Here is a 14,188-nt window from a genome sequence, read left to right as displayed (position 1 = left end):
AAGTGTCCAATAGAACTTCAAGTGTGCGAGCATACATACCTTTTATACTATTTGCCCTCATGTTTGTTTATGTAATCTACGGATTGATAAAAGTTCAGGTTATTGACCAATCCAAACACAAAACATTCTTCAATGAACTAATGGGAAGAAGCACATACACAAAAGGATTGAGAGGTACGATCTATTCATCCGATGGTACTAAGCTTGCTTGGAGTGAAAGAGTACCAACACTGAGTGTGAAATCCTACACAGCGGACGATGAAAAGGCTCTTAGAAAATACATAGACGATAACCAACTTGCAATTTTGAAGAACACAGGCAACGTTGAGATAACGTGGGAACAAGCTTTTCTGCTTCAAAGCCTTGGGTACAATATTGTTCTAAAAGAAGTACGAAAGTCATATGGATTTTTGTACCACTTGGTTGGAAGCGTCAACAAAGACGGTGAAGGAATGTCGGGATTGGAATACACATATAATGAAGTCTTAAAAGGAAGACTATCAGTTTCGTACGGTATAAAATCACCGGGCGGGGGTTTTGAACAAGGAGTAATAGAGGGAATAGGTGAAAACGGACTCGATTTAGAAACTACCATAAATTTCCAGCTTCAGAAATATACATACGATTTACTCACGCAACTTGCATCACCATCGGTTATAATCGTATCAAAAGTAAAAACAGGGGACATACTTGCAATGGTGTCGTATCCAGCTCCTGAGGTTGATTTAAATAATCTTGATCCAGTTACTTGGGATAAACTGCTAAACGATCCCCTTAACCCTCTCTTAAACAGGGCGATTTCCAGTGTCTATCCTCCAGGATCAACATTCAAAGTCATAACGGCAATAGCTGAGCTTTTGTACGGAGATATCGGCAGTGTTAACTGCGGAGGAATATACTATTATAGAGACTCGAAAGGACGGATAACCGGAAAATACAAAGACTGGCACTTGCCTGGGCATGGTTTAGTCGACCTGAAAAAAGCATTGAGAGTATCGTGCAACGTCTATTTCTACAACGCTGCGCTTGACGTTGGGGTAGACAAGATTGTTGAGGTAGCTAAGGCTTTCTACTTTGATCAAAAAACAGGAATAAAGATACCAGGAGAAGTTGCCGGAACCTTACCTACCCCGCAGTGGAAAGAAGAAGCGCTCAATGAAAAATGGTACCCGGGAGATACAATACTTTACGGAATCGGGCAAGGTTTTCTGTCCGTTACGCCCATACAGATGCTCTTTTTGTACAACACAATAGCAAACAAAGGTTTGTACGTTGCACCAAGGTTAGCACTAAACGAGGAAATTCAAACTAAACAAGTCGAGCTAAAGATAAGCGAAGGACAATGGGATATCATAATTGATGGTCTTGAGCAAGTGACAACGGTACAAGGCAGCGCTGCAAACGGTGGAACAGCTGCATCATCTTTCAAAGGCTTTCCCATTGTAGTTGCTGGGAAAACAGGTACTGCTCAGACACACAGTGGATCACCTCACGCATGGTTTATAGGCTTTGCACCGTCGAGAAACCCAGAATATTCTGTCTTAGTACTTATAGAAAACGGAGAAAGCGGGGGACATTACGCTGCACCGATAGCTCGCAAAGTGTTTGATTTTATGTACCAAAATGGATTTTTCAATAAAAACAACGAAGAAAAGAAGAAAGGAGAGTAAAGATGGCAAAGATAAGAGCTTTGTATTTTAAAAACGACAAATGTGGAGTGTGTGTCGCGTTCTTACCGAAGATGGAAAGAATTGCTCAGGATTACAACCTACCGCTTGAGGTTATAGATGTAATACAAAACCCAGACGTTGCAGGTCAAAACATGGTCTTCACAGTACCGACGATACTCTTCCAAGACGAAGAAGGGAACGAGCTGAAAAGGTTTGCAAGAAATTTTTCTGAGTATGAAATAAGGGAATATATCCAGCGGATGTATGATATACTTGGAATAGAATAACCATTTCCAAGACTTCACAACTTCCGAGGGGGTGAGAGCATGGAAAAAATAATCGGTATTCTGAGGTTTGCTTTAATGAGAGAAATTGAAGGCAGGGAATTCTACAAAGAGAAGGCAAAAAAGGTTTCAAGCAAAGACATCAAAGATATCTTAGAAGGCCTTGCTAATATGGAAAATGATCACGTGCACTTTATTGAAGGACTTATGAAAAAAGCGCAGAACAATATAGAAATAACAATCGAAGACACGGAAGTGGCGATGGCAAAGAGTGACTTCTTCGAAGAAAGGGAAAAAAGCGAAACTGTTACAGGCACGCTCGATGAAATGGCGAACGACTTAGCGATACTGAGAATGGCGTACCTTATTGAAGAAGATTTTGAAAAATTCTACCGCCAAAGCGCTGAGAAAGTAGCAGACGAAGAGATGAAGAAGATACTGAATATCTTAGCAATATGGGAAGAAGGGCACAAGAAAGTACTGCTTGAAGCTTACGACGAGGCAAGGAAGACATACTGGAACCAGCAGGGGTTTGAGCCACTTTTCTAAAGTGAATAGAAAGATAGCAAAAACGGAGGCGGAATGCCTCCGTCTGTTCTTTTATTTTAAGCACTCACATACACTTCACACAATCTCCGCCCATACATTCACAACAAGTGTCTGCGCTCCAAATGCAGCAGAAGGCTTCTAATATATCGTTATCACAGCAGCATCCACCTCTGCGGTAATAGGCGTATCCGGGCCTGTAACCAAGGGGTATATGAGAAACGTTTTCAAAACTTTTAGTTTCCGATTTATTCGATTTAGAGTATTCCTCGTAAGCACGTATAAGTTCATCATACCTTTGCTGAGCGACATTTCTCAGCGGATGGTTTTCGTATTTTGCAGGTGAATATTTTTCGAGAGTTTCCTTATACATTTTTTCAACTTCTTGTTTTGGAGTGTCCTCTGGTATATTCAATATTTCAAAAACACTGCGCATAATAATCCCCCTTTGATATTTGGAAATCGACTACAAGAGTATTTTATCACATAAAATGGAAGTAATAGTTTAGAGCAATTTTATTCTCTCTTTGCAATACTTTTAATCCACTTGTGAGTATATCTCATAACCTTTTCAAAAAGTATTTCATACGCGGTGAAAAAGAGATTTCCAAATACAATTACTGCAATCAGTGCAAAAGTATTACTCATCTGAATGTTTATCGACAATACTTCAAGCAAACGATTTATCGACTTTGAAGTGTCAACTATAATATCTATTCCAAGCAGAGCGCTTTCGATTTTAAGCCACACGAAAAATGCAAAGTTATAGTACGCATATCTTGTTGACCATCCAAGTATCGGATTTTTATTTCTGACAAGCCATCGAACGGGTATGTACAGAGAGATGAATGAGAAAGTAATAACATACGTTAGCCTTGGGATAAATACATAGCCAAGTATGTTGACAGCCAAAACGGTGCTCAATCCGGAGAAGAATGTGTCAGCAAAAAGGTATGGTATGTAGCAACCATATGAGACCAATATCAGAACCGTCCATTCACTTGGAGTTAAATGCCCAACATACAATAGGACAAATAACAAGGCGCTTATCATACCGTTTATGGTTATGATTCTTATTCGTTCAATGTTTTTCATTCCAGATTTCGCAGACATCAAAGCACCACCTTGCATCCAGTTACTTTCATTTTTTGAGTATATCACAAAATAGTGATAAAATAGCTTTGATGTTAGCTAAGAGGAGTGTTCATATGTTCGGATATGTAAAACCGTTGAGGTATGAATTGAAACTAAGAGAACTTGACGAATTCAGAGGATTCTACTGCGGTGTGTGTACGAGTATGCAAAAGATGAAATATATCTCAAAATTCTTTCTCACATATGATGCAGTTTTTTTGGCACTTGTGATTTCCGGTTTGAAAGCGAAGAGGTACGGGTACAATAAAAAGTTCTGCATTGAAACTCTTAAAAGGGTAAAATACTTTTCTGGTGATGACATAGATTTTGCTGCAACAAGATTCTTGAAACTTTTGGAGTACAAACTTATCGATGATTACGAAGACGACAAGAACTTTGTAAAACTCTTACTTGCAAAATCGATTCATAGGGCAGATGATTCAAACGATTTTGAACACCAGCTCGTTGGTTTATTAAAAGAGCTTAGAGATTTTGAAAAGAATAAAGTTGGAAATGTTGAAAGGGCTTCCGATGTCTTTGGAAGGATTTTGCAACTACTTGTATCAGATATAGACGGCATTGATGAGATGAACATGATTGTTCTCAAGAATATGGCGTATAATCTTGGAAAGTGGATTTACGTCCTCGATGCTTTCGATGATATCAAAAAGGATGCAAAGAAAAACAACTATAACCCGATCCTTCTTGAGCATGGGTTTAATAGTGGCGACAGTATTGACGCATTCGTTGACAGAGTGCGACCTAACATTAGAAAAACTCTCTACCGCATTCTGGATGATACTGTTTTATCTTACAATTTGTTAGAAATAAAGAGCTACAAATCCATAACGGATAATATAGTTTACCAAGGACTTTTCAACGAGACAGAGCGTATCTTAATGGGAAATAACAGAACTTGTCCAAAGAAAGTATAGAAGATTTAGTTCTGACTAAATCTGTAGTAACTCTTGCCGTTCTTCGAGATTTTCTTTATCCTGCCTTCTTTCACTAATACGTCGAGCAACTGGACGAACGTTAGTTTTTCTTTGCTTTTCTCGCTTTGCCAGACTTGGTTTTTCTCCACCGTGATTTGCTCTATCTCTTCTGCTGAGAGTGCCTTTTGGTTTTTCGATAGGATATTAACAATAAAGTTCTTATATCCTTGGACGTATACGCTGTTTTTCCTTTCATTATCGCTTGGGTTGTGAACGGTTTGTGGTGTTACATTTTTAATTTCTCTGTAGAAGAAATCCTTTATATCACTGGCTCTGTACTTGTCATCTATCTTTTCCAAAACCCCATACCGGACACTATCATCCAAAAGAATTTCGAGAGGTCTATCCAAAAGTGATTTTGCCTTGTCGTATTTTATCCCGGATTCAGCAATCACTGCTTCTATATCACAAACCCTCCAACAATTATCGGTATTTCTTAATAGAGTAAAAACTTCTTTTAGGTATTCATATTCATGTATGGAGAAAATATGCGATGGAATGTATGCAAAATCGGATTTATTCTGACTGTTGGGTGCACTTCTTAATTCTTGAAAGTTGTTTTGAATTACCGCTCGTTTATTGATTATCTTAAAAATAGCAGAATCAAGTTGGTTGTGAGTTGGATGTTCGTGTCCTTTTACAGTCTCGAATGATACTCTGCAATTCAAGGAGCTAACTATTTCTTTTGCTGATTCTCTACATTTAGAAAAGAAATTTCTTTCTTCATCACTGACGTGATCGTTTTCCTCTTTTTCATTTAATCCTTGGTAAATCCTCTTGCATTCCTCAAGATCACACGCGATTATAACTGTATCCCCTTGTAGGTTTAGGTATAGTTCTTTTAGTTTCCTAAAGGCTGCTAAGACAGCCAATATTTCACCTTCAACGTTCTTAAGAGAAGTCTGCGGACGTCTTACCGTGACGCTTTTTGCTACAAGTTCGACCCCGTCGAATATCATGTAACCGTATCCAACAAGTCCATGTTTATAGCTCCCATCTGTATAAACCTTTATCATACTATCCCCCCATTTTTCTCTTTTAATTACACGCATCCCTACATGATAAATTTTAACATAATCTATCCTTATATAATTAAATATTGGTTATTTTACACAGTGTGTTAAACATAGGGATGCTGTGGTATAATACTAACTGTATCTGCCGAAAATATCGAAAATCGTAGGTATTGTTATGAGTATCTGAGAAAATTGAAAAGTTTTTTCACAGCGCAATAGTTTTACAGGTGATGCGTACAACCAATACCTCTGGTCAATTAACCTTAGATAAATTTCTATTGTCTATCTGAGACATTTAAAGGCGAGTGTACAAAACTTAGGGTGTAAGCTCTTAAAACGTGCGGGGATAATACTCACATATTGATAAGTTTCCTAAAATTAAACAGAAAACCTGAAAATTAAACAGAAAACCTGGCCTCTGAAGTGAAAGCTGTTACCTTCAGGTGGCTGAGAGAAAGTCAAATAGTTTGTATGGGGGGATAGTGATGAATGAATCAATGAAGAATAGAAGAAAAGTTGTATTTTTTCTTTTTTTGCTCTTAGTTATCTTAAACGCAGACCAGATGGTAATGAGTCCGGTTATTGGAATGATAGAAAAGGAATTCAAAGTTACGGACTCACACATCGGTCTTGTTGGCGGTGTTTTTAGCATTGTAGGGGCGCTTGTCAGCCTTGTATGGGGTTATTTGTCTGATAGATATAACAGAAAAGCCTTGCTTGTCGCTTCGATTCTTGTCGGAGAGATTCCTTGTTTGTTGTCGGCAATATCTGGGACTTTCGGGCAGTTGTTCTTCTGGCGTGTGCTGACCGGTATTGGTATTGGTGCTTCGTTCCCGATTTCTTATTCTCTTGTTGGGGATATGTTTGGGCACAAAGAAAGGGGAAAGGTTGTTTCGATTCTTGGGCTCGCTTCAACTGTTGGGGGTATAGTTGGTATGCTTGTGGCGGGTTACAGCGCAGGCATATTTGGTTGGAGAATACCATTTATTCTTGTGTCCGCACCTAATTTGATAATAATCCCATTGATAATTAATTATTTGGAAGAACCGAAAAGGGGCTCACACGAGGAAGGCTTTGTTGAAAGTAGTGCGGAATATGTAGCTAATGTAAAATTATCAGATTATGCTCAGCTTGTGAGAGTTAAGACTAATCTGCTGTTATTCTTGCAAGGAATCGCCGGTACAGTACCATGGGGTGCGATACCTTATTTCATGATTGAATTTTTCAGAAGGGAAAAAATGATGGACTTGAACCAAGCAACGACGATGTTCCTGCTCTTTGCATTGGGGAGCATAGCGGGTAACATCATTGGTGGATTCGTCGGAGAAAAGGTTTACCAGAAGTCTAAAAGGCTTGTCCCACTTCTTTCGGCTATAACAACAATTCTCGGGGTTTTCTTCACAGTCTTAGTGTTTCGATACCCATACTTCCCAACCGGACTGGGAGCGTTTCTTACGTTCGGCTTGCTCGGTTTCATCGCTGCTGCAATGGATTCGTACACAGGTCCTAATGTGAAAATGATGCTCTTAAACGTCAACGAACCGAAAGATAGAGGAAGGATATTCTCTATATTCAACCTTACAGATTCCGTAGGAACAGGAATTGGAAGGTTTTTTGGAGGTTCGATGTCTGTTGCGCTTGGCACACTCGGTGCAGCCCTTGAGGTCAGTGCGTATTTCTGGTTTATCTGCGGCTTCTTGTTGATGCTGTCTGCTTGGTACTTTGACAAGGAAGTCGAAGTGTTGAATGATAAGATGCGAAAATTGGCGGCGGAAGCGTCTGGTGAAGTTAGGAGGCTATAGAATAAAAAATGGCGGAGGCGGTGGGACTCGAACCCACACGGTGGTTTGACCACCACCGATTTTCAAGACCGGCTCCTTAGCCAGTTCGGACACGCCTCCGTCCCGCGTGAAAGATTATACAATATATCTTGAATCTCGTCAATACGTGAATGATATGAAGCGTACGCTAAAGTATAGGAGGTATGTGTATGAAAGAATTGAAGGAACTTAGCAAGTATTTGAAAAAGAAAATCACAGGAAAAACACTTTATGCTATCCCGTCACACTGGCTTATTTCAAATTATTCTGGAAAGCTTTCCATGAAGGATGGAAGATACTTTGTCGATCCATACGAATATTTCGCTGCTGTTATTGATTCGATTTTAGAAAACGATAAGGGACTGGATTATTCCAAGTCACTTGCCCAAATCAACGGTGAGAGCGATGCAAGTTGGCTCAGAAAGGCAAAGATGTATGGAGCGTTGCCAAGAGCAACAGTAGCTTACAACCACAAAGGATTTGGCGCATTCGAACCGGAGGACATTTTTGGCTACAAAGAGTCTGGGACGTTTTTGAAGATGATAGGCTTGCTCCCATATCTTAAAGAATTGGGCATCAATGTTCTGTACATGCTACCGATTTCAAAGATGAGCGATGTTTTTAAGAAAGGCGAGGTTGGTTCACCGTACGCTGTCAAGAATCCTGTTGAACTTGACGAGAGCTACGCAGATCCTCTCTTGGAAGGCATCAAACTTGAAGAACAGTTCAAAGCGCTCGTTCAGGCAGCACACATGCTTGGAATACGCGTAGTCCTTGATTTCATACCAAGGACAGCAGCGAGAGATAGTGACTTGATTAAAACTCACCCAGACTGGTTCTACTGGATAAAGATAGAAGAGGTCGCAAACTATAAGCCACCTCACATACCAGAACTGCCATTCAAAATTCCAGACCCAGAAGACCTTGAAATAATTTATTCTTCGGAAGAAGTGAAACAACACCTTAAGAAATTCACGTTATCGCCTGATAAATTAGACCCTGAAAAATGGGAAAAGGTTAAGAAGATGGAAGGAGATATACTTTCAAATATAGCCAAAGAGTTTGGGATAATAACACCTCCGGGCTTCTCAGACTGGGTAAATGACCCGCAACCGACTTGGGATGATGTTACATTCTTCAGGCTGTACCTCGACCATCCCGAAGCGAGTCAGAAATACGTTTCAAAAGACCAACCACCGTATGTGTTATTCGACGTAATAAAATCAAGCAAATTTCCAGGCAAGAAGCCAAACAAAAGGCTGTGGGAATATATTGCAAACATAGTACCAACTTATCAGAAGAAATTTGGAATAGATGGCGCAAGAATCGATATGGGACATGCATTGCCATCGGAACTTCAAGACATGATAATCTCAGCGGCAAAGGCAATTGACCCAGCATTCGGATTTATTGCAGAAGAACTTGAAATGAAGAACGACAAGAAAGCTAAGAGTGAAGGGTACGAATGTATACTCGGAAACAGCTGGTACGCTTCGGCACGACCGAGTGAATTTTACAAGTTCATAGAAGAAATAGTGCCAAATTTAGAGGTTCCTTACATCGCATCTTGTGAAACACCAGACACTCCGAGGGTTGTGGCAAGGGAAAATGGAAATAAGTTAAAATACCTTGCACCAGCATTACTGTACTTGTCGCCGAATTCTATACCGTACATCAACAGCGGTCAGGAAATAGAAGAAATACAACCGATGAATCTTGGGTTAGATAACACCATTTATGGTAAGACAGTCCTACCACCCGATGACCAATTCTATGGTAAACTTGCGTTCTTCGACTATTACGCAATGCACTGGGACAAAGCAAGCAAAGATATGTACAACTATTTAAGATGGCTCTTGGGATTGAGAGAAGAGATTGAAAAAGTTATGGATGGAGTATTTAGATATGTTTATCTAAGCTATCAAGATGGCACAACCGCTAACTACAGCTACTGGAAAGGAGATATAGGCGCAATTGTGCTTGGAAATCTTAATCTTGTTCATGAAAAATATGTTGAAGTATTTCTGAAAGAGACAGTTGGAAGAGATATCAAAGCCAAAGATGTAAGACTGATAACAAGGTTCGGTAAGAGAAAGCTTGGCTTTGAGCTCGGAAACACTATACCAGTTAACCTCCAACCCGGCGAGTTCGCAGTTATCTTAGTGAACTGGAAAGATTAATATACTCACATTTTAATGCACATTAATATACAGGCACCCTTTTAAGGGTGCCTATATTATTATGCAAAACTTAGGTTAGACAAAGTAACTAAGTTGTGATATAATAAAACTTAGGAACGGAGGTGATATTTATGAAGATTAGTGTATACGGAGCGGGAAGAGTTGGTGTGAGTGTTGCTTACTCTATACTTCATACGTCTATTGCAGACGAGATAGTACTGATAGACATAGACAAACAAAGAGCGGCAGGAGAAGCATACGACCTTTTTCACGCTTCAGCGATGTTCAAATATTGCAAAATATATGCTGGCGAGCCGAAAGATATTAAAGACAGTGATTTTGTGATTATAACGGCAGGCAGAGCACAAAGGCCTGGTGAGACAAGGCTGGATCTTCTTTTAGATAACGTCAGGATCATTCGGCAGATTTCGGAAGAGATAAAGACTTACGCACCTGATAGCATAGTAATCAATGTTACTAATCCTGTTGATGTCCTGACGTATTTCATTTGGAAATTCACAGGCTTTGATTCGCAGAAGGTAATCGGAAGCGGTACAACATTAGACACAGCTCGACTACGCAGTATATTGTCGCAGCACTGCGGAGTCTCGCCGGCGAATATCCATGCCTATATAATCGGTGAACACGGTGATAGTGAATTTATGCCCGTCTCGAACGCAACAATAGGTGGTGTACTCCTCTCTGATTACTGCGCCGACTGCAAAGTTAGGAGTCAAAAACCGTGTATCGATTTCAATGAAATAGTTAACGAGGTCAGAAAAGCGGCGTACAAGATAATCGAAAAGAAGGGTGCAACAAATCTGGCAATTGGTGCAGTCGTTGCGAGGCTTGTTGAGAGTATGTGGAAGAACGAAAAAAGAGTTTGGACTCCGTCTGTGTTTTTGGACGATGTTTATATAGGATACCCTGCGATTCTCGGAAAGTCCGGTGTTGAGAGAATAATTCAGTTGAAGTTGAGTCCTGAAGAGGAGAAACTATTTGAGTATTCAAAAGGTGTTATAAAATCGGCTATTGAAGAGATAGAACGAGCAATTTAACACGAAAAACAAATAAACCCCTTGACAGAATATCCAATACATAGTAAAATGTGTATCGCTTAGTATGAGTGGGTGCGTAGCTCAGTGGGAGAGCGCTTCCTTGACGCGGAAGAGGTCGTAGGTTCAATCCCTGCCGCACCCACCAACTTTTTGTAGCCAAAGTCACAAATGAAGTCAAACTTAGCGCTGGGGCGTCGTCTAATTGGCAGGACCCTGGACTTTGGCTCCAGTTGTGTAGGTTCGAGTCCTACCGCCCCAGCCAAGATAAAAAGTAGGGCGCATATGCGCCCTTTATTTTGGATTCTATAAACCAATAGTATCTTCATACAACGAACAAAAACGCCCGACTAAGTGTTCGAAACAAAAAATTCACACGGGCTTTATTGTATTTTCGAAAATGCGTGGTTATAATATCTCACGAATGTAGAGTTTGAAGGGAGGGTTAAGATGCCTACGATTAATCAATTGGTAAGACACGGAAGGCAAAAGGTTCAGGAAAAATCCAAATCACCAGCACTTCAAGGACATCCCCAGAAAAGAGGAGTGTGTGTCAGGGTCTCCACAATGACACCGAAGAAACCAAACTCAGCTCTTAGAAAGATAGCAAAGGTAAGACTTTCAAACGGTATTGAAGTTACCGCTTACATCCCTGGCATTGGACACAACTTGCAGGAACACTCAATAGTTCTTGTAAGAGGTGGAAGGGTTAAGGACTTGCCAGGTGTCAGATATAAAATAATCCGCGGTACGCTTGATGCAGCAGGTGTTGAAAATAGACGCCAGAGCAGAAGTAAGTACGGTGCAAAGAGACCAAAAGCAGGTGCTGCAGCAGGTGCGAAGGGCAAGAAATAAGGAGGGAATTGAATGAGGCGAAGAAGAGCCGAGGTTAGAGTAGTTCCACCAGATCCAGTTTACGGAGAAGTGCTCGTAACAAAGATGATCAACAAGATTATGTGGGATGGAAAGAAATCAATAGCACAGAAGATCGTTTACGGAGCAATCGATATTCTTGCTCAGAAAACTGGAAAAGACGGACTTGAAGTTTTCAAACAGGCCGTTGAAAATGTTAAACCAATCGTTGAGGTAAGGCCAAGGAGAATCGGTGGTGCAACTTACCAAGTTCCAGTTGAAGTCCAGGAACCAAGGAAAACAACTCTTGCTATCAGATGGATAGTAGACGTTGCAAGGTCAAAGAAAGGTAAACCAATGCAGGAGAAATTGGCAGAAGAACTTTTGAACGCATACAACAACACTGGTGCAGCTATTAAGAAGAGAGAAGACGTCCACAAGATGGCTGAAGCAAACAGAGCGTTTGCACACTTCAGATGGTAATCTTGATGCATTGACATTTTTATGTCTTCGAGGAGGAAGTTATGGAAGAGATAAAGGCTTTATATGTCGACCTGAATAAGTTAAGAAACATTGGTATAATGGCACATATCGATGCCGGTAAGACGACAACTACCGAGCGTATTTTGTTTTTCACTGGAAGAAAACACAACATCGGTAGCGTCGATGACGGCACAGCAACGATGGACTGGATGATACAAGAAAAGGAAAGAGGTATCACCATAACATCAGCAGCAACAACGTGTTTTTGGAAGGAGCACCGTATTAATATTATAGACACACCGGGGCACGTTGATTTCACTATCGAAGTTGAAAGGTCCTTGAGAGTTTTGGATGGCGCCATTGCTGTTTTTGATGCGACAGCCGGCGTTGAACCACAGTCCGAAACTGTCTGGAGACAAGCAGACAAGTACAATGTTCCGAGAATTGCATTCATGAACAAGATGGACAAAACTGGTGCCGATTTTGAGATGGCAGTTCAGACGATGGTTGACAGGCTTGGTGCACACCCAATCCCTGTCCAGCTTCCGATGGGTGCCGAGAGCGATTTTAAAGGTGTTATCGACCTCATACAGATGAAGGCTATCAGATGGCTTAATTCCGAAGGCACTGACATGGTTTACGAAGAAATTCCAGCAGAGTGGCGCGAAAAGGCTGAAGAAGCTCGAGAAGATATGATAGAAAAGATCGCAGAGGTAGACGATGAAATAATGGAACTCTACCTCGAAGGTGAAGAACCAACTGAAGAACAGCTCCATCAAGCACTCAGGAGAATCACAATCGGAAACCTCGGGACGCCAGTTTTCTGTGGTTCGGCAAAGATGAACGTTGGAATTCAACCTCTGCTGGATGGCGTTGTCAGGTATCTCCCATCACCTCTTGACCTTCCACCAGTTCGTGGATTTGACAAGGAAGGAAATGAAGTTCAAGTTTTCCCAACGGAAGACGGTCCTTTTGTAGCATACGCGTTCAAAATCCAGACAGACCCATACGTTGGAAAACTCACCTTCCTTAGAGTCTACAGTGGAAGGCTCGAAAAGGGAAGTTACGTAATCAACACAACGAAGAATGTAAAGGAACGCGTCTCAAGGCTTATATTTATGCACGCAGACAAGAGGGAAGACGTTGAATACGTCAGAGCTGGAGATATCGTCGGTGTCATCGGAATGAAGAGTACAATAACTGCGGATACGGTTTGTCAAGAAGGAACTCACATCATTCTTGAGAAGATGGAATTCCCGGAACCGGTTATTTCCATAGCTATCGAGCCTGAAACGAAAGATGACGAAACGAAGCTTTCTAAGGCTCTCCAATCTTTACTCGATGAAGACCCGTCTTTGAGGGCTTATGTTGACCAAGAAACAGGTGAAACGATCCTTTCGGGTATGGGCGAGCTTCACCTCGAGATTATAGTCGACAGGCTCAAGAGGGAGTTTAACGTAAATGTAAGGGTTGGTAAGCCACAGGTTGCATACAGAGAAACAATTACAAGAGATGTCAAGATTGAAGGTAAATACATTAGGCAGAGCGGTGGTAGAGGTCAGTACGGTCATGTGGTAATGACATTCGAGCCACTTAGCTTGGATAAGACGTTTGAATTCGAGGACAAGACAGTTGGCGGTGTCATACCGAAACAGTACATACCGGCAATTGAAGAAGGCGTAAAAGAAGCGATGCAGGTTGGAGTTCTCGCAGGTTACCCGGTTGTTGGTGTTAAGGCTACACTGATTGACGGTTCATACCACGAAGTAGACTCCTCGGAAATGGCATTTAAGATCGCCGCAAGCATGGCATTCAAAGATGCTATGGAAAAGGGAAGCCCAGTACTTCTCGAACCGATCATGAAAGTAGAAGTGACGACACCAGAAGAATACATGGGTAACGTCATAGCGGACCTCAATTCAAGAAGAGCACATATCGATGCTCTTGAAAACAGAGGACATTTAAGGGTAATAAGGGCTCTTGTTCCACTAAGTGAAATGTTTGGATACGCAACGACGCTCAGGTCACTTTCTCAAGGTAGAGCGAACTATATAATGGTTCTCTCCCATTACGATAAAGTACCTGACAAAGTTGCAGAGAAAATTTTGAAAAAATAACGAAAACATTACTCCACCACAGGTGAAGAAGGAGGG

The 14,188-nt window shown here is 41.0% G+C and carries 13 protein-coding genes and 3 tRNA genes; 12 read left to right on the top strand and 4 right to left on the bottom strand.

What is annotated here, in order from left to right:
• The first annotated feature begins 2 nt into the window (after positions 1-2).
• The 3 genes from BUA11_RS08510 to BUA11_RS08500 are packed head-to-tail and all read left to right on the top strand — an operon-like array spanning position 3 to position 2,503.
• Positions 3-1,670, top strand: coding sequence for a peptidoglycan D,D-transpeptidase FtsI family protein (locus BUA11_RS08510; protein ID WP_245789649.1), 1,668 nt, complete (start codon positions 3-5; stop codon positions 1,668-1,670).
• Positions 1,671-1,672: 2 nt separating this feature from the next.
• Positions 1,673-1,957: a thioredoxin family protein gene (locus BUA11_RS08505; protein WP_072760510.1), complete on the top strand. Its 285-nt coding sequence runs from the start codon at positions 1,673-1,675 to the stop codon at positions 1,955-1,957.
• A 39-nt stretch (positions 1,958-1,996) separates the two neighbouring features.
• A complete protein-coding gene (locus BUA11_RS08500; protein WP_072760508.1) occupies positions 1,997-2,503 on the top strand; it encodes a ferritin-like domain-containing protein in 507 nt (168 codons plus the stop codon).
• 64 nt (positions 2,504-2,567) lie between these two features.
• Here the strand turns inward: BUA11_RS08500 and BUA11_RS08495 are convergent, their stop codons facing one another.
• A complete protein-coding gene (locus BUA11_RS08495; protein ID WP_072760506.1) occupies positions 2,568-2,936 on the bottom strand; it encodes a hypothetical protein in 369 nt (122 codons plus the stop codon).
• A gap of 80 nt (positions 2,937-3,016) precedes the next feature.
• Positions 3,017-3,613, bottom strand: a complete 597-nt coding sequence (locus BUA11_RS08490; protein ID WP_072760504.1) for a hypothetical protein — start codon at positions 3,611-3,613, stop codon at positions 3,017-3,019.
• A 95-nt stretch (positions 3,614-3,708) separates the two neighbouring features.
• Here BUA11_RS08490 and BUA11_RS08485 point away from each other — a divergent pair, with 95 nt between their 5' ends.
• On the top strand, positions 3,709-4,569 hold the full coding sequence (locus BUA11_RS08485; RefSeq protein ID WP_072760502.1) for a DUF5685 family protein: 861 nt from the start codon (positions 3,709-3,711) through the stop codon (positions 4,567-4,569).
• Between the two features lie 5 nt (positions 4,570-4,574).
• On the opposite strand, the gene BUA11_RS08480 is transcribed toward BUA11_RS08485, so the two are convergent.
• Positions 4,575-5,645, bottom strand: coding sequence for a ribonuclease HI (locus tag BUA11_RS08480; protein ID WP_072760500.1), 1,071 nt, complete (start codon positions 5,643-5,645; stop codon positions 4,575-4,577).
• 485 nt (positions 5,646-6,130) lie between these two features.
• Here BUA11_RS08480 and BUA11_RS08475 point away from each other — a divergent pair, with 485 nt between their 5' ends.
• Positions 6,131-7,447, top strand: coding sequence for an MFS transporter (locus BUA11_RS08475; protein WP_072760498.1), 1,317 nt, complete (start codon positions 6,131-6,133; stop codon positions 7,445-7,447).
• Positions 7,448-7,456: 9 nt separating this feature from the next.
• Here BUA11_RS08475 and BUA11_RS08470 read toward each other — a convergent pair.
• A tRNA-Ser gene (locus BUA11_RS08470) sits at positions 7,457-7,546 on the bottom strand.
• A gap of 89 nt (positions 7,547-7,635) precedes the next feature.
• Here BUA11_RS08470 and BUA11_RS08465 point away from each other — a divergent pair.
• The 7 genes from BUA11_RS08465 to fusA all read left to right on the top strand — a co-directional run bounded on the left by BUA11_RS08465 (position 7,636) and on the right by fusA (position 14,152).
• Entirely contained in the window at positions 7,636-9,645 is a 2,010-nt protein-coding gene (locus tag BUA11_RS08465; protein WP_072760496.1) for an alpha-amylase family glycosyl hydrolase, read from the top strand.
• Positions 9,646-9,776: 131 nt separating this feature from the next.
• Positions 9,777-10,703: an L-lactate dehydrogenase gene (locus BUA11_RS08460; protein WP_072760494.1), complete on the top strand. Its 927-nt coding sequence runs from the start codon at positions 9,777-9,779 to the stop codon at positions 10,701-10,703.
• 70 nt (positions 10,704-10,773) lie between these two features.
• Positions 10,774-10,848, top strand: a tRNA-Val gene (locus tag BUA11_RS08455).
• 42 nt (positions 10,849-10,890) lie between these two features.
• A tRNA-Gln gene (locus tag BUA11_RS08450) sits at positions 10,891-10,965 on the top strand.
• 185 nt (positions 10,966-11,150) lie between these two features.
• Entirely contained in the window at positions 11,151-11,555 is a 405-nt protein-coding gene (gene rpsL / locus BUA11_RS08445) for a 30S ribosomal protein S12 (RefSeq protein WP_072760491.1), read from the top strand.
• A 12-nt stretch (positions 11,556-11,567) separates the two neighbouring features.
• Entirely contained in the window at positions 11,568-12,035 is a 468-nt protein-coding gene (gene rpsG / locus BUA11_RS08440; RefSeq protein ID WP_072760489.1) for a 30S ribosomal protein S7, read from the top strand.
• Positions 12,036-12,076: 41 nt separating this feature from the next.
• A complete protein-coding gene (fusA, locus tag BUA11_RS08435; protein WP_072760487.1) occupies positions 12,077-14,152 on the top strand; it encodes an elongation factor G in 2,076 nt (691 codons plus the stop codon).
• Positions 14,153-14,188 lie beyond the last annotated feature (36 nt).

Origin of the sequence: Fervidobacterium gondwanense DSM 13020 (genome assembly GCF_900143265.1) — a bacterium.
Classification (GTDB): Bacteria; Thermotogota; Thermotogae; order Thermotogales; family Fervidobacteriaceae; genus Fervidobacterium; species Fervidobacterium gondwanense.
Note: the sequence above shows the minus strand (reverse complement) of the source record. Positions and strands in the feature narration are given on the sequence as shown.

Bases quoted from the DNA above. Each gene is read 5' to 3' on its own strand.
- BUA11_RS08505 (WP_072760510.1), top strand. From the start codon at position 1,673: ATGGCAAAGATAAGAGCTTTGTATTTTAAAAACGACAAATGTGGAGTG.
- BUA11_RS08500 (WP_072760508.1), top strand. From the start codon at position 1,997: ATGGAAAAAATAATCGGTATTCTGAGGTTTGCTTTAATGAGAGAAATT.
- BUA11_RS08495 (WP_072760506.1), bottom strand. From the start codon at position 2,936: ATGCGCAGTGTTTTTGAAATATTGAATATACCAGAGGACACTCCAAAA.
- BUA11_RS08490 (WP_072760504.1), bottom strand. From the start codon at position 3,613: ATGTCTGCGAAATCTGGAATGAAAAACATTGAACGAATAAGAATCATA.
- BUA11_RS08485 (WP_072760502.1), top strand. From the start codon at position 3,709: ATGTTCGGATATGTAAAACCGTTGAGGTATGAATTGAAACTAAGAGAA.
- BUA11_RS08480 (WP_072760500.1), bottom strand. From the start codon at position 5,645: ATGATAAAGGTTTATACAGATGGGAGCTATAAACATGGACTTGTTGGA.
- BUA11_RS08475 (WP_072760498.1), top strand. From the start codon at position 6,131: ATGAATGAATCAATGAAGAATAGAAGAAAAGTTGTATTTTTTCTTTTT.
- BUA11_RS08465 (WP_072760496.1), top strand. From the start codon at position 7,636: ATGAAAGAATTGAAGGAACTTAGCAAGTATTTGAAAAAGAAAATCACA.
- BUA11_RS08460 (WP_072760494.1), top strand. From the start codon at position 9,777: ATGAAGATTAGTGTATACGGAGCGGGAAGAGTTGGTGTGAGTGTTGCT.
- rpsL (WP_072760491.1), top strand. From the start codon at position 11,151: ATGCCTACGATTAATCAATTGGTAAGACACGGAAGGCAAAAGGTTCAG.
- rpsG (WP_072760489.1), top strand. From the start codon at position 11,568: ATGAGGCGAAGAAGAGCCGAGGTTAGAGTAGTTCCACCAGATCCAGTT.
- fusA (WP_072760487.1), top strand. From the start codon at position 12,077: ATGGAAGAGATAAAGGCTTTATATGTCGACCTGAATAAGTTAAGAAAC.